At 66.0% G+C, this 15,382-nt stretch carries 14 protein-coding genes; 9 read left to right on the plus strand and 5 right to left on the minus strand.

The genetic code is table 11. The features are described from left to right. Window positions 1-16: 16 nt before the first annotated feature. Both M2341_RS14650 and M2341_RS14655 read right to left on the minus strand, forming a co-directional pair. On the minus strand, window positions 17-196 hold the full coding sequence (locus M2341_RS14650; RefSeq protein WP_181560596.1) for a hypothetical protein: 180 nt from the start codon (window positions 194-196) through the stop codon (window positions 17-19). Next, the gene (locus M2341_RS14655; protein WP_264585735.1) at window positions 193-1,353 is read right to left on the minus strand and encodes a PepSY-associated TM helix domain-containing protein; all 1,161 of its coding nucleotides are present in this window, start codon (window positions 1,351-1,353) and stop codon (window positions 193-195) included. Before M2341_RS14655 ends, M2341_RS14650 begins: the two co-directional genes overlap by 4 nt. A gap of 187 nt (window positions 1,354-1,540) precedes the next feature. Here M2341_RS14655 and M2341_RS14660 point away from each other — a divergent pair, with 187 nt between their 5' ends. Next, window positions 1,541-3,040 carry an ATP-binding protein gene (locus M2341_RS14660; protein WP_264585736.1) on the plus strand — a complete coding sequence of 500 codons (1,500 nt, stop codon included), beginning with the start codon at window positions 1,541-1,543 and terminating at the stop codon, window positions 3,038-3,040. 17 nt (window positions 3,041-3,057) lie between these two features. Here the strand turns inward: M2341_RS14660 and M2341_RS14665 are convergent, their stop codons facing one another. Beyond that, window positions 3,058-3,540 carry a MarR family winged helix-turn-helix transcriptional regulator gene (locus tag M2341_RS14665; RefSeq protein ID WP_264571270.1) on the minus strand — a complete coding sequence of 161 codons (483 nt, stop codon included), beginning with the start codon at window positions 3,538-3,540 and terminating at the stop codon, window positions 3,058-3,060. 99 nt (window positions 3,541-3,639) lie between these two features. Next, window positions 3,640-4,542, minus strand: coding sequence for a CmcJ/NvfI family oxidoreductase (locus M2341_RS14670; protein ID WP_264585737.1), 903 nt, complete (start codon window positions 4,540-4,542; stop codon window positions 3,640-3,642). A 139-nt stretch (window positions 4,543-4,681) separates the two neighbouring features. Here M2341_RS14670 and M2341_RS14675 point away from each other — a divergent pair, with 139 nt between their 5' ends. The 4 genes from M2341_RS14675 (at window position 4,682) to M2341_RS14690 (ending at window position 10,703) form a co-directional block, all read left to right on the plus strand. Further along, a complete protein-coding gene (locus M2341_RS14675) occupies window positions 4,682-6,160 on the plus strand; it encodes an MFS transporter (protein ID WP_264585738.1) in 1,479 nt (492 codons plus the stop codon). A gap of 282 nt (window positions 6,161-6,442) precedes the next feature. Next, a complete protein-coding gene (locus tag M2341_RS14680; protein WP_264585739.1) occupies window positions 6,443-9,022 on the plus strand; it encodes a TonB-dependent receptor in 2,580 nt (859 codons plus the stop codon). A 107-nt stretch (window positions 9,023-9,129) separates the two neighbouring features. Further along, window positions 9,130-10,128, plus strand: coding sequence for a hypothetical protein (locus tag M2341_RS14685; RefSeq protein WP_264585740.1), 999 nt, complete (start codon window positions 9,130-9,132; stop codon window positions 10,126-10,128). Then, window positions 10,125-10,703 (plus strand): nuclear transport factor 2 family protein, encoded by a 579-nt coding sequence (locus M2341_RS14690; protein WP_264585741.1) that lies wholly within the window; start codon window positions 10,125-10,127, stop codon window positions 10,701-10,703. Before M2341_RS14685 ends, M2341_RS14690 begins: the two co-directional genes overlap by 4 nt. 155 nt (window positions 10,704-10,858) lie before the next feature. Here the strand turns inward: M2341_RS14690 and pyk are convergent, their stop codons facing one another. Beyond that, entirely contained in the window at window positions 10,859-12,316 is a 1,458-nt protein-coding gene (gene pyk / locus M2341_RS14695) for a pyruvate kinase (RefSeq protein WP_264571276.1), read from the minus strand. A gap of 98 nt (window positions 12,317-12,414) precedes the next feature. Between pyk and M2341_RS14700 the strand changes: the two genes are divergently transcribed. The 4 genes from M2341_RS14700 (at window position 12,415) to M2341_RS14715 (ending at window position 15,158) form a co-directional block, all read left to right on the plus strand. Next, complete coding sequence (locus tag M2341_RS14700) at window positions 12,415-12,708, plus strand: DUF1244 domain-containing protein (RefSeq protein ID WP_264573589.1); 294 nt, start codon at window positions 12,415-12,417, stop codon at window positions 12,706-12,708. 59 nt (window positions 12,709-12,767) lie between these two features. Further along, complete coding sequence (locus M2341_RS14705) at window positions 12,768-13,190, plus strand: hypothetical protein (protein WP_264585742.1); 423 nt, start codon at window positions 12,768-12,770, stop codon at window positions 13,188-13,190. 158 nt (window positions 13,191-13,348) lie between these two features. After that, window positions 13,349-14,698 (plus strand): PepSY-associated TM helix domain-containing protein, encoded by a 1,350-nt coding sequence (locus M2341_RS14710; RefSeq protein ID WP_264585743.1) that lies wholly within the window; start codon window positions 13,349-13,351, stop codon window positions 14,696-14,698. A 112-nt stretch (window positions 14,699-14,810) separates the two neighbouring features. Next, window positions 14,811-15,158, plus strand: coding sequence for a glycine zipper 2TM domain-containing protein (locus tag M2341_RS14715; protein WP_181560607.1), 348 nt, complete (start codon window positions 14,811-14,813; stop codon window positions 15,156-15,158). Window positions 15,159-15,382 lie beyond the last annotated feature (224 nt).

Genomic DNA, 15,382 nt, shown 5'->3' on the forward strand with positions numbered 1-15,382 from the left:
CATGCGCGGCTTGTTCTCATGATCGGCGATATCGGAAAGCCCAGAGGGTGGCAGCGAGCGGCGCGGCCAGCGCGATCCAGGACAAGGCGTCGGCCCAGCCATCGCCGGTCAGCGCGCTGACCAGACCGACGATGCTGAGCAGGGCGAGGGCGAGCGGCATCGCGAAGATGCGGCCGAGCGGCGTGCGGCGGCTCATTCGGCTGGCGCCACAAGGCCGCCACTCTCGACCTCCCGCACGCGGGCGGCGAGCGGGGCGCGGCGCTTGCCGAGCCAGAGGTAGAGGCCCGAGCCCAGCACGACGATGGTGAACAGCGTCAACGCCGCCCACAGCATCTTGAGCGGTAGCCCGCCATAATCGCCAAAGTGCAGCGGCTGCGAATAGAGCAAGGCGAGCGTGTACCAAGGCATCGGCCGCACATCGGTCAGTTCGCCGGTCTCGGCATCGATGAGCGCAGGGGTGAGCGCGCGCTGGGTGAGTGGCGTATTGCCCTGGAAGAACACCGCATAATGGTGCTTGCTGCTGTACGAGCCGCCGGGAAAGGCGATGAATTGGGGATTGTTGCCGGGCAACGCCTGCCGGGCGGCGGCCATGGCCTTGTCCAGCGAACCATAGCGCGCGGGCGGCAAGGCCGGGCGACCGGCATAAGCACCGGTCATCTCGGCCAGTTCGCTCATCTGCCACACCTTGATGATGGGCGTCGCGAGCGCGTTGATGACCCCGGTCAGGCCCACGACACTCATCCAGGCCAGCGCCACGATGCCGAGCAGATTATGATAATCCAGCCATTTGAGCCGGCGGCTGCGGCTGACCCGGATCGTTCCGAACTCCAGCTTGCGCATGAAGGGCGCGTAGAGAACCACGCCGGAGACAATGGCGGCGAAAAACAGCACGCCCATCGCGCCGAGGAACAGCATGCCCGGCAGGCCCATGAACATGTCGGTATGGAGCTGCAGGAGGAAGTGCATCACGCCCTCCTCGACCACTTGCCCCGCCGGCTCCCCGGTCACGCGGTTGAAGAGCTGGATGGTCATGGCACTGCCCGGCGAATCCGGTGCCGGGGCAGTGGTGACCGTGAGGATCGGCGTCTCATTGTCGAAGGCCATGAACACCGGCACCTCGCCCGGTCGCGCGGCCAGTGCCTTGCCGAGCATGACATCCAGCGGCTGCAAGCTCGGCCCGTCGCCGGACGAGCCCGCCCCCTGCATCGCCGGTGCCTCCCCGGTCATCACCTCGATTTCGTCATGGAAAATCAGCGGCAAGCCGGTCAGGCAGAGCATCAGCAGGAACGCCGTGCAAATCAGACTCGTCCATTTATGGACGAGATACCAGATGCGGAGACTGCGCGTTCTCAACGAGACACAAACCTTGATATTGCGAGCGATTTGCATGGGCGCTTAATAGGAAGCCCTCGCAATTGCAACATGAGCCGGCGGCAATTCGGCGCATAAGCCCTGCGTCTATTGGCGCGGACGGGTTGTCCCGCGAACAGCAGAGCCAACCAGCCCTTGCCCCCACGCCGTCCATGGCTATGACGGCGCGGTGACCTCTTCAATCGTGATCGGGACGGATGCGCATGGCGCGCCGGTGCCCATGGACATGGAAGAACTGCTGGCCACCCGGCTGCTCGTTCAGGGCAATAGCGGGTCCGGAAAGTCGCATCTTCTGCGCCGGATGCTGGAAGAAAGCGCCGGGCTGCTGCAGCAGGTGGTGATCGACCCGGAAGGGGATTTCGTCACGCTGGCCGAGCCGTTCGGCCATATCGTCATCAACGGCGCGGCGCATAATCCCGGCGAGATCGAGACGCTGGCGGCCAAGGTCCGGGCGCGCCGCGCCTCCGTGGTGCTGGCGCTGGACGAGCTGGAGCTTGAAGCGCAGATGCGCTGCGCCGCCCAGTTCATTGCGGCCTTGTTCGATGCGCCCCGCGAGCATTGGTATCCCGCTTTGGTGGTGGTCGACGAGGCCCAGATGTTCGCCCCGGCCGCCGCCGGCGAAGTGGCTGACGACATCCGCCGCATGTCGCTCGCGGCGATGACCAACCTGATGTGCCGAGGCCGCAAGCGCGGCCTCGCCGGCGTGATCGCCACCCAGCGCCTTGCCAAGCTGGCGAAGAATGTGGCGGCGGAGGCGTCCAACTTCCTGATGGGGCGCACCTTCCTCGACATCGACATGGCGCGCGCCGCCGACCTGCTCGGCATGGAACGGCGGCAGGCCGAGCAGATCCGCGATCTGGAGCGCGGCCGCTTCCTCGCGCTCGGCCCGGCGATCAGCCGTCGCCCGGTTTCCGTGAAGATCGGCGCGGTGAAGACGAGCGCGCGCACCTCATCGCATTCCCTCATTCCCCTGCCCGGCGAGCCGACCAGCGATCTTGAGGATCTGCTCGCGCCGCAGCCCGGCGAGGAACAGCCCGAACTTTTTGCCGCGCTGATCGCGCCGCCACCGGCCAGCGACAACAGCGCCCGGCTAGAGCGCGACGACCTGCCCGAAGCCACCGACATTACATCAGCCGATGTCGAGTCGGGCATCGAAACAGCCAGTCCTGCCGCCCCCGAGACGCCGGACAGGCCAGCCCGCGAGCCGGTGATCCGCGCGGTTTTGGCTGACATGGCTGCGGAAGACGACTGCACCTATCGCTCGACCGCGGCGCTATTCCAGGATTTCGCAGTGCGCTGCCGGATGCAGCGGATCGGCAATCCCGGCATCGATCTGCTCAGCTTTCGCCGGCGCTTCGCGGTCGCCGTGGCGGGTGGCGAGGAGGATGAAGACCCGCGCTGGCAGGCCGCGCTCGCGCTCTCCAGTCGCGTCCAGGACGATGTGCTCGCGCCGTTCCTGCTCATCGCCCGCGCCGCGATCAAGGGGCAGCCCTGCCCCGACGACGAGGCGCTGGCCCGCGCCTATGGCACGCGCTCGGTAGGTCGAATCCGGCGGTTGCTGGATTATCTGGAAAAGGGCGACCTCATTGTCGTGCGGACCGATTTCGGTGGGCGGCGTTCGGTTGGCATTCCCGAACTCGGACTGGCCACCGCCCCGGCCGAAGGCTGACCGCCGCCGGGATGGTGCTAAGCAGCGGCTGGCGGAGACTTCTGCATCGCCTCATAGGCCCGGCGCAGCAATTGCTGCAGTGTCTTCACCTCTTCCTCAGACAAGGCATCATGAATCGGCTGCTCGACGTCCTGGGCGCGGGCGATCATCTGCGCGGCAAGGCGCTGGCCTTCGGGCGTGAGCGACAGCGTGTTGCGCCGCCGGTCCCGCGTCGAGCGCATCCGGCGGGCAAGACCGCGGGCTTCCAGATCGTCGATGATCGCCACCATCGCCGAGTCGTCCATCGCAACTTCCCGCGCGATTTCGGATTGGGAGCAATCGGGATTTGCCTCGATCAGCGCCATGGTCGAGAGGGCGCCGTGGCGAAGGCCGAAGGACGAATAGACGTCCACGATCCGCACCGACAGCTCATTCCGTAACAGCCGAACGACTGTGCCTACTGCCTGATCGAGCGCACCCCAGTTCAGGCCGGTCTCCTCCGGCCGCTTCCCGTCTTTCATAACACTCCCCTTCGACCCGGTGCCTTATTTGGCTTGCCGCTGTGTAACTTATAGCAATGATTGTGGTGCCCGACTATTTGGATCGGCGATTACCGGGGGCTACTCAAAAAAGGCGATGCTGCGGCATTCGATGCTCTCGCGCGGCACCGCGTTGGGCAGACTGTCATCCCAGAATGCCGTATGCGGCACCCGCCAGGCACCGCTGCGGTCGCTATCGTGGAATTTGAACAGCAGGGCTTCCTCCCGCACCATGTTTGAAAAATACCACCAGCGGTGAGCGGGATTGTGCCGGAAGATGTGCGCAGCCGGTTGGCGATCATCGTCCATCGGCGCGAACATGGCGTCGCCTTCGGGGATCTTGTCGACGATCCACAGGATATTAGTAGTCCCTTCCTCATCCCCGACACTGCGCGCATCGCACAGGGCCAGCGGACAATCCTGTGGCGGGGGCGAATAGCTGCGCCAGAAGCTGGAGACGATGAACCGGCGGAACCCCGGCCCGTCCGGACGGGCCTTCCGATAGGCGACCTCGGCGGCGCGCTGCTGCCGGGCGGGGTCGGTATCGACGTGTACCTCGCCAGCAGGCGGCTGCACGCCCTCGGCATGGCGATAGGGCGCATCCAGCTTCTTCTGCCGGCTGGCAAGATCGCCGGACGTGCGGATCATCCAGCCACCGACGACGACGAGATCGGCGCCTGTCGCCTGTTGGACATAGCGGGAGACCTCGCCCGGGTAGACGCGATTGACCTCGTCCCGGTCGGTAAAGTCGGCGACGTCACTCGGCGCATCGAGCAGCACGAAGCCCTGCCGATCGAGCGTAAAATGCGGGCGGATGGCGCGCGCGTCACGGATCGTGACGGGGAATGGCCCGTAGCGGCCGGTGTTCACTTCCACCCCGGCGGAGACGAACCGCCGATTGATCGCGGGGCCGGGCAGCAGATATTGAAGCTGCGCCTCGACGCTGCGCACCGTGGCTTCGGGATCCATGACCTCGTTACTCATTATCTGCTCTCCTAAGCGACGCCCGACTCTTTTGCCGCACCATGGCAGGCTATCCCGCTCCCCCGCAAGCGCCTGCATCGGCAACTATTCTTCGGCGCCTCTTGGCGAACGCGCGCGCGCCTGTCATGGCTGGCGCGGGATGAGTTTGACTAACAATCCATCGGAGGGGGAGGCCAGCATAGCGTCGGACGACGCCGCGGCCTTGCGTCGCTCGCGGCTGGCCGCCATCGTTCTGGCCGCCACGTCCTTCATGGTCGCCATTGATTTGATGGTGCTGCTCACTGCCCTGCCGCGCATGGCTCAGGATTTCGCCGTGCCGCTGACCCTGCTGAGCGCGACGATCACCATCTATATTCTCGTCACCGTGCTGGTACTGCCGATCAGCGACTGGGTGGGCAAGCGCTTCGGCACGCGCCGGGTCTGCACGCTTGCCATTCTTGGGTTCGTGCTGGCCTCGCTGGGGGCTGGCCTGTCGCCCAATCTTCCGGTCTTTCTGGCGATGCGGATGTGTCAGGCGGCCTTTGGCACCCTGATCGTGCCAGTGGGCAGCATCGCCCTGCTCAGCATCACGCCCAAACGCTACCTTGTCACGGCAATGACGATCAGTTCCACCCCGGCCCTGATCGCGCCGGTGATCGGCCCGCCCATCGGCGGCCTCATCACCACCTTTCTGGACTGGCGTTGGGTGTTCTTCCTGAACGTGCCCACAGGCCTCATCGCCTTTGTCCTCACCCTGCGCTTCATCCCCAATATCCATGCTGTCGAGCGAAGGCCCTTTGACGGGCGCGGCTTTGCGCTGGTCGGTGGGTTCCTGGCCTGCATCATTGCCGGGTTCGAGCGGCTGGGCGCCAAGGGCGGGGGCTGGCAGCAAGGGTTGCCGCTGCTCGCGCTCGGGATTTTCCTGGGCTGGCTGTGCTGGCGACACATCCGTCGCGTGCCCCACCCGGTCGTTCCGCTCGATGCGCTGCGCCACCGCAGTTTCTTCGTTTCCACGATCGGCGCGGGAATGCCGGCGCGCACGGCCTTCATGGCGACGGCGTTCATCATCCCGCTGATGATGCAGGTCGGCCTCGGCCTCACCGCCTTTCAAGCCGGGCTGCTGCTGCTCGCTCAGAATGCCGGCGACCTGGCGCTCAAGGCGATCGCCACGCCCTCGGTACGGTGGCTCGGCATCCGGATGGCGCTGACCAGCGGGGTGGTGACCATGGCGCTCTCCTTTGCCGTCTGTGCGCTCCTGACCCCGACCATGCCCTTCTGGCTGCTGGTGGCGATCATGGTCTTCGTCGGCATGGCCCGCTCGGTTCACATGACCGCGATCATGGCGCTGCGCTTTGCCGACGTGCCGCAAAGCGAAGTCGGCGGGGCGACTGTGCTCGGCAATATCGCCAACCAGATCTCGCAGGCGCTGGCAATCTCCGCCGCGGCCGCTCTGCTCAACTTGCTCTCACTCGGTGTCGCGGAGCCGACCCTCGCCGATTTCCAGATCGCCATGCTCGTCTTCGCCGGCCTCGCGCTGGCCGCTGCGCCTTTCTATGCGCGCCTTGCGAAGGATACCGGCGCCGCCGTGACCGGGCGCGAGACGCGGGGCCTGCGCGCGATTCGCAGCGAGGAGGTTTAGATGAGTGCTACAGCCTCCGCGCGACCCCGCTGCTTTTCCGTCTGCGTCAAAGCGTGGCTCTATCTCAGTCAAAGCCTCGCTTCGGGCAAAAGGATAGTGAGCTTCCTAGCCAACGGATGGACGGGGCGCTCCATGAGAGCCTCGCGCCGCGTCGTCTGGCTGCCGGTCATTGCGTCTCATCGGCGACAGCCGCCCGACCTTTCCGCCTGACAGAGGCGGGCAGGCGGCTCGCGCGGGGACGAAGAAACGACCGGCAAAGCGAAGAGGAGGGGAGATTCACCAATGAACAAAGTTCGTCATAACCGCGCACGCACCGTGTCGCGCATGGCGCTGAGCGCCGGGACCATGTTGTCCGGCGCGCTGATGCTCGCAATGCCGGCAACTGCCCAGACCGCCGCGCCGCAGGGCGCCGCCGAGGGCAATGTCGACGACATCATCGTCACCGCGCAGATGCGTGCGCAGAATGTGCAGGACATTCCGCTGGCAATCACCGCCATCAGCGGCGACCAGCTCGAAGCACGCAGCCAGACGCGCCTGACCGACATCACCGCGCAGGCACCGAACGTCATCCTACAGCAGAACCCCTCGGGCTCGGGCAACTCGATGCGCGCCTACATCCGTGGCGTCGGCCAGGGCGATGCCAGCCCCTCGGTCGAGCCAGGCGTGGGTATCTATGTCGACGATATCTATTTCGGCACCGTCACGGCCTCGGCCTTCGACCTGACCGACCTCGAGCGCGTCGAAGTGCTGCGCGGCCCCCAGGGCACGCTGGCCGGCATGAACTCGCTGGGCGGCGCGGTGAAGCTCTACTCGCGCAAGCCCGAAGGCCGAGGCGGCTATGTCGAACTGACCGCCGGCTCGCTCAACCGCCGCGACATCAAGGCGAGCGCCGACTTCACCGTGGTGCCCGATGCCGTGTTCGCCCGCATCACTGGCGTGTCACGCAACCGCGATGGCCATGTCACGCGCTACGATTATGCCTGCCTCAATCCCAACGATCCCTATGTGCAGCCGGGCACCAGCGTGGTGCAGCCGGGCGGCGCGGCGATCCCCAGCCTGGCATCGGGCGGCAATTGCAAGCTCGGCACGCTGGGCGGCCAGAGCATGTACGCCGTGCGCGGATCCTTGCGCATTGCGCCGGTCGGCAGCCCGCTGGAGATCAACCTGTCGGGCGATTACACCCACGACACCTCCACGACGCAGGCCTCCGTGCTCATCGCCAGCGCCGAGCTGACTGGGCGGCAAAATAACAGCATTCCCTATCAGGGCGCGCCGTTCGACAACCGCTTCGTGACCTACGGCCAGTATCGTCGCGCCGGCGCGGTGCTGAACGATCCCTATGCGACCTACGCCAACTTCTACGATCCGGGCGTGACCTATCGCGCGGCGACGACGGCGTCTGCGGGTGGCCCCGGCACGGCCGGCGCGCCCAATGGCCCAACCTATGCCGAACCCCTGAGCGGTGTGAAAGGCTGGGGCGTGTCCGCCGAGATCAACTACACGCTGGGCGACAATCTCGCGCTCAAGTCGATCACCGGCTACCGCAAATATGATTCGCGCAGCTCGGACGACAACGACAACTCGCCGATTGCCTTCATCGGCGGCGTCTACAGCGACTTCTCGCACAAGCAGTTCAGCCAGGAACTGCGCCTCTCGGGCAAGGTGCTGGACGATGCGATCTCCTTCACCATCGGCGGTTTCTATTATGATGCAGACACGCGCTATAACGCCCGCATCCACACGCCGTTCTCGGGCTTCGGCGAATATGCCGTTTCCCCCTGCGGTGGCGCGCTCCCGGCGTGCGTGATCGCCAAGCCGACCTTCTCGTTCATCAACGACGATACAGCCAGCCTGCGCACCTATGCCGGCTTCGGTAACGTTGCGTGGAACATCACGCCGGCCCTGACGCTGGAAGCCGGCATCCGCGTGAGCCACGAGAAGAAGGACTATCTCTACAACCGCCTCAACCCCAATGGGGTCGGCGACTATCTGCCGCTCAGCAACGCCACCAATCCGCTGACCGGCCAAGTGGGTACCTACAAGGAAACGCTGACCGACTATCGTGCGGCGCTCTCCTACAAGATCACGCCCGACATCATGGCCTATGCGCAGTTCGCGACCGGCTTCAAGGGCGGCGGCGTGGCACCCCGTCCGTACAGCTTCCAGCAGATCCGGCCGTTCGGCGCGGAAAAGCTGAAGTCCTATGAAATCGGTATCAAGGCGGACCTGTTCGACCGGCTGCTGCGGATCAACGCCAGCGGCTTCCGCATGGACTATACCGACTATCAGGGCATTCCGCAGGTCTGCCTCGACTCCAACAACAATCCGCTCCCGGTCAACCAGGGCGGCGTACCCGGCCTGTGCGGCCAGTATCTGAATATCGGCGATGCCCGCGTGAACGGCTTCGAGCTGGAAACCACGCTGCGCCCGGTCGAGGGTTTCACCATCGACGGTTCGCTCAGCCTCACCGACTTCAAGTTCACCTCCATCAACTATCCCACGACCTCCATCGTCGTCGGCGCGAGCCGGCCCGGCGTGGGCAAGTGGAAGTGGAGCCTGGGCGCGCAGTATCAGGCTGATCTGGGTAATGTTGGCACGCTGACGCCGCGCATCGACGTCTCCTATACGGACGGCTATTGCGGCGACTTCCTCTGCACGCCGATCGCCATCGTGGACAGCTACACGCTGGCCAATGCCCGCTTGACCTATGAGACAGTGGACAAGGACTGGTCGGTCGCGCTGGAAGTGACCAACCTGTTCGACAAGCTGGTCTACCTCAACAAGTTCACGAACGCCTGGTATGCGACGGCTCAGCCCGGCCTGCCGCGCCAGTGGGCCGTGACCGTGCGCCGCAAGTTCTGATCAAGCGGTGCGCAACACAGATTGATCCGATAGAAAGAGGAGGAGAGGGGCAACCCTCTCCTCTTTGTCGCTTGGGCGACAGCAGAATGATAAATTGGGAGAGTGGCATGACATATTGGCGGACCGGTTCGAGCGCATTCCTTCTGTCCCTGCTGGCGATGACCGTCCCGGCGGCCCTCCAGGCCCAGCCGAGTTCCGCGCCGCCGCCGGAAGTCGGCGCCGATCTCGCCGCACAGGCCGCCGTCCAGATGATGGAAGAAAGCCGGGCGCCAGACAGCACGGGCACCGGACCGTACAAGGCCATCAAGCGGCAATATGAGAATTTCCCCGGCTTCGTCGTCTATCAGCCCGCCGATCTGAGTGCACTCGGCGCTCGCAAGATGCCGGTCTATATATTCGGCAACGGTGCCTGCACCGAAGACGGCGCCTCATCACGCCAGCATTTGCTGGAGGTCGCCTCCCATGGCTATCTCGTCATCGCGCCGGGCGGCATCTACAGCGGCCCGGGCGTGACCGTCACGCCGCAAAGCTGGGAGCAGCATCGAGACAAGACGCGCTACCAGCAGCTCGGGCAGGCCATCGACTGGGCCGCAGCCGAGAATGGTCGCGCGGGCAGCCCGTTCAAGGGCAAGATCGACACTGCGCATGTCGCGGCCTCTGGCTATTCCTGCGGCGGCATTCAGGCGCTCAAATATGCGGGCGACAAGCGCGTCAGCACCTTCGTCATCATGAACAGCGGCATCATGAACGGTCCGGTCCCGGGCGGCTCGGGCGAGATGTCTGCGCAGAAGAGCCTGCTCCAGAAGATCGACAAGCCAACCCTCTATGTGCTCGGCGGCAAGACGGACATCGCCTACCCCAATGGCATGGACGATTATGCGCGGCTGACCCACGTCCCCTCCGCCGTGATCAACACCGACGTGACACACGCTGGCACCTATGCCGAGCCAAATGGCGGACGCGCGGCGCAGGCAGTGGTGGCGTGGCTGGACTGGCAATTGCGCGGCGACAAGGCGGGGCGAGCGTGGTTCGTCGGGGATGATTGCAAGCTGTGCAGCGATCCTGCGTGGACGATCGAGAGCCGCAAGCTGGACATGTTGCCATGAGCCGGTTGTTGCGGGCAGCGCTGGCTCTGGCGCTGATCGCGCCCAGTGTGGCGATGGCGCAGCAGGGTGGCGCTCCTGACAGAGCGCTCGCCCAGCGCGTGCAGATGCTGGAGGACCGCGAGGCGATCCGCCGCGCGATCATTGCTTATGGCGAATATCTCGATGCGCGCGATTATGCCGGCTATGCCGGGCTTTTCGCCAGCGACGGGACTTGGTCCGGCGGGCTGGGCAGCGCCACCGGGCCGGCGGCGATCCAGAAGCTGCTTGAGGAGAAGCTGGGCAAGCCGGAAGCGGGCTTCGTCAATAAGCGCAGCTTCCACCTCGTCACCACCGAGGTGATCGACGTGACCGGCGACACCGCCATCGCCCGCTCCCGCTACATGTTCTACACCGCCGACGGCGAGGGCCGCCCCGCGACCACGCTGGCCGGGCGCTATGTCGATCATTTCGTGCGCGAGAACGGCGCCTGGAAGATCAAGACGCGCACCAGCCACGGCGTGATCCCATGGCGCGATGGCGACAATCCAGAGCGCCCACCGCTGCCGCCGCAATTGCAGGGCGCCGTGAAGAACTGAGGGGCAGGACGACGTCGCCGGCTCGCCCTCACCCTTCGTCATTCCCGCGAACGCGGGAATCCAGTTCGGCCTCGCGTTGACGAGCAGCATTGCAGCTGGATTCCCGCGTTCGCGGAATGACGGGGGTTAGGTGCAGAAGGCGCGCCCGGAGCGCCTCACTCCTCGCGGTGGGTGCGCAGCTCGTCGCCCCGAATGGTCGCGACATGGAGCACATTGGTGGACCCCGGCGTACCGAAGGGGACACCGGCGAGCACGATGATCTTGTCGCCTGCCCCCGCAAAGCCGTGGCGCATGGCCATGCGCTTGGCCTTGCCGATCATTTCCTCAAAGCTGCCGATATCCTTGGTGCGCACGGCATGGACGCCCCACATGAGGCCCATGCGCCGCGCGGTATCCATGCGCGGGGTGAGCGCGAGAATCGGCGCGCCCGGCCGCTCGCGCGCGATGCGGCGCACGGTGCTGCCCGAGGTGGTGAAGCACACGATCACCTTGGCCGAGACCGTGTTGGTGATGTGCTGGCTGGCGCCGGCCAGTGCGTCCGACGTTGTCGGGTCCGGCATGGTCTTGGTGAAGTGCAGCCGGTCCAGATAGCCCGGATCATGCTCGACGCTGTGGGCGATGCTGTCCATCATCGCCACGGCTTCCTCCGGCCAGTCGCCCGCCGCGGTCTCCGCCGAGAGCATCACTGCATCCGCGCCGTCATAGACCGCCGTGGCGACGTCCGACACCTCGGCGCGGGTCGGCGTGGGCGCCTTGATCATCGATTCCAGCATCTGCGTGGCGACGACAACCGGCTTGCCCAAGCGCCGGGCGCTTTCCACGATCTGCTTCTGCAGCGGAGGCACGGCATAAGGCGGCAGTTCCACGCCCAGATCGCCCCGCGCGACCATCACCGCGTCGGACATCTCGACGATTTCCTCCAGTCGGCCAAGCGCGGCCGGCTTTTCGATCTTGGCGAGCAGATAGCCATAGCCACCCATCAGCTTGCGCGCCTCGGCGAGGTCATCGGGCCGCTGGACGAAGCTGAGCGCGATCCAGTCCACGCCGGCCTCGATGGCGAAGGAGAGATCGCGCCGGTCCTTCTCGGTCATCGCCGCCATCGGCAGCACGACGTCCGGCACGTTGACGCCCTTGCGCTCGGACAACGAGCCGCCGACCTCGACCAGCGTATCGATGACATCGTCGCGCACCGCCCGCACGCGCAGGACAAGCTTGCCGTCATCGATGAGCAGGCGCATCCCTTCCTGCGCGGCGGCGAAAATCTCCGGGTGCGGCAAAGTAACGCGGCTGCTGTCGCCGGGCGCGGGGTCGCGATCCAGCCGGAAGGCGGCGCCCTTTTCCAAAAAGACCGCGCCTTGCGCGAAGGTGCCGATCCGCAGCTTCGGTCCCTGAAGGTCCGCGAGGATGGTGGTCGGGCGGCCGAATTCCTTTTCAAGTCCCCGGATGATGGCGACATTGGCGGCATGAACGTCGTGCGTGCCGTGGCTCATGTTCAGCCGGAAGGCATCGGCGCCGGCCAGGAACAGCTTGCGGATCATCACCTCGCTGCTGCTCGAAGGGCCGAGGGTCGCCAGAATGCGGACCTTGCGGGTGCGGGGAGTGAGCTTCTTCATTTGGCCTCTTGCTTCGGTGCGTTCTCTGCCCACATGGCGAATGCCGTGGCGGCCACCGGCGTGGCCCGAGGTTGGAACCGGACATGAAGGTGCAAGCAATGACGATAGACACGCTCGATGACAAGACAGCGGCAGAAGCTTTTCGCCGGCTCGTCCACCATCTGCGTCACCGCACCGATGCGCAGAATGTCGATCTGATGGGTCTGGCGGGCTTCTGCCGCAACTGCCTGGCCGACTGGGTGGCCGAGGCCGACGGCACGCTGGGCAAGGCCGCTGCACGCGAACTTATCTACGGCATGCCGCAGGATGAGTGGAAGACGCGCTACCAGACCGAGGCAACGCCTGAGCAGCTCGCGCGGATGAAGGACAGCGTGGCGAAGAACAATCACTGAGCGACGGCAAGCCTAAAAAGCCGTTTCTCATACGCCGCGCGATCCCGTAAAGCGCGGACATGCTCGCGCGCCTGACCTGCACTGATACCAGCACTGTTACCGGCACCGGGCAAGCCCGTGGCCTGATCGCCGCGTGGCTGGCGCTTGTGCTGCTCGCGCGGCTGCTGGTGCCTGCCGGTTTCATGCCCGCCGTGCAAAACGGTCCCGCGGTCGTGCTCTGCACTGGCGCCGGCATGGTCACCGGCTGGATCGATGCAGACGGCACCGTCCGCAAGCAGCCGGACAAGCAGAACACCGCCCCGGATGCGCCCTGCGCCTTTGTCGGGATCGGCGCCTCGCTGGACAGCATCCCGCCCGCGATCGCGCGGGTCGCCGTGACGATAGTGACGGTACCCATCCTCAGCCCGAGCACGGCCGTGAGCATCGGACGCGGTCTGGCCGCGCCGCCGCCCCCGCAGACCGGCCCGCCGCATCAGCCCTGACGCTCCCCTCGCTGTCGCCTCGCGCGACATCCCATTTCGGCACGCCCCCGCGCGCTGCCCGTCAAGGCTGACCCTTTCATGACTCGATTGCTCTTCTGCTGCGCAGCCATGCGCCGCCCTCCCCTCGTCCGTGCGCCATTGTCCGCCGGAGGCCGCCGATGAGCGCGCGCTCCACGACCGGCGGCGGCTTCTATCAGGCTGTCTGGCGCTGGCATTTCTATGCCGGGCTGATCGTCCTCCCGATACTGCTCTGGATGGCGATGACCGGGGCGCTCTATCTCTACAAACCGGAAATCGAGCGGCTGGTCTATGCGGACTGGTCGCATGTGACGCCAAAGGATGCGCCCCAGCCGCTGAGCGAGATGATCGCCACCGTCGAGCGGGAATCCGGCCAGCAGGTGAGCCAGATCCAGCGGCCTGCCGAGCCGACAGAGAGCTGGCGCATGACCCTGCAAGGCGCGGACGGCACGCGCCGGCTCGCCTTTGTCGATCCCTATCGCGGCATGCTGCTCGGCACCGCGCAGGCCGGCGGCATCATGCAGACCGTGCGCGATCTGCACAGCCTCATCATCACCGGACCGGTCGGCAATGCGCTGGTGGAGATCGTCGCGGGCTGGGCGATCCTGCTGGTGCTGAGCGGGCTTTATCTCTGGTGGCCCCGGCGCGGCAGCCCGGTACTCGGTCTGCGCGGGCAGGCGCGCGGGCGCCTGTTCTGGCGCGATCTGCATGCCTCGACCGGATTGCTGGCCGGCGCGGTGATCCTGTTTCTGGCGATCACCGGCCTGCCTTGGTCCGGCTTTGCTGGCAAGCAGTTGCAGGGCTGGGTCGCCCGTGCGGAGCTGGGCCGTCCCATGGCGCCCGGTCCCAATCCCTGGGAGGCGCCGGCGCCGCGCGCGCATGATGGCCACGACCATGACGAGAGCGCGAAGCAGAGCCTGCCCTGGTCGATGCAGGAGGCAGCGCCGCCCGCCGCATCCGGCAGCGACGACATCGGCGTCGACCGGGCTGCGGAGATCGCCGGCAAGCGCGGCCTCGCCGCCCCTTGGACGCTCACCCTGCCGATGGCGGACGGCGCGCCCTATCTCATCTCGCAGACCGTACGCCGGGCGCAGGATGCGCGTGCTATCTACATCGATCCGGCAAGCGGCGCGGTGATGCAGGATGCCCGCTTTGCGCATTTCGGCATCGGTGCGCGGGCGATCGAATGGGGCATCGCCACCCATCAGGGCCAGCAATATGGCGAGATCAACCGTATACTGATGCTGCTCGGCTGCCTCGCGCTGATGCTGCTGTGCCTGACCGCGCCCGTGCTCTGGTGGAAACGCCGCAAGAACGGCCGGCTGGAGGCGCCTGCCCGGCCCGCCGATCCCCGCAAGGCGCGCGGCGTCGCGGCGATCATGCTCGCCATCGGCCTGTGCCTGCCGCTAACCGGCCTCACGCTGGGGGCCGCCCTGGCGCTCGACATGCTGATTGGACGCTGGCGACACGGAGCCGCCCTGGCGGGCTGACCAAGCGATGAGTCATGATACCGCCGGAACAAGGGCGGTTGTGCGGCGTTATTCAGCACGAGCCGGCGCGATACGTGCCGGTCGCTTGTTTGATATTACGAGGATGAGTCCGATGAAGAAGATCCTGCTCGCCACGGCGCTGATGGCGTTTGCGATGCCCATGGCACCGGCCATGGCCGATCCGCCGCACTGGGCGCCCGCGCACGGGAAGCGCGCGAAAGACCGGGACAATGGCCGCGCCCTTTCCCATAACGACCGCATATGGCGCGGCGACGATGGCCGGTACCGCTGCAAGCGCAATGACGGCACGACCGGTCTGCTGATCGGTGCCGGCGTCGGCGCGCTCGCCGGCCGCGCGATCGACACGAAGGGCGATCGCACGGTTGGGACCTTGCTCGGAGCCGTTGGTGGTGGCCTGCTCGGTCGCTCGATCGACCGGGGCGAGGTGCGCTGCCGCTGATCCACTCCGAAATCTGAACATCATCGATGCCTGCTTTCTCCCGAGAGCAGGCATCTTTGTCATTTACAGCCGGCGCCGCGCTCGCTAGAGGCGCGCGCCATGTCCATGATGATCGTTCAGCCGATTATTACCAAACCGACCCGCATCAGCGGGGCGGTTCGGATGCGCGCGGCCTAAAGAGCCACGATCAGCCGGACAGGAAGCCCCGCGAAGTGCGCGGGGCC

The sequence above is a fragment of the Sphingobium sp. B7D2B genome (genome assembly GCF_025961895.1).
Taxonomy (GTDB): domain Bacteria; phylum Pseudomonadota; class Alphaproteobacteria; order Sphingomonadales; family Sphingomonadaceae; genus Sphingobium.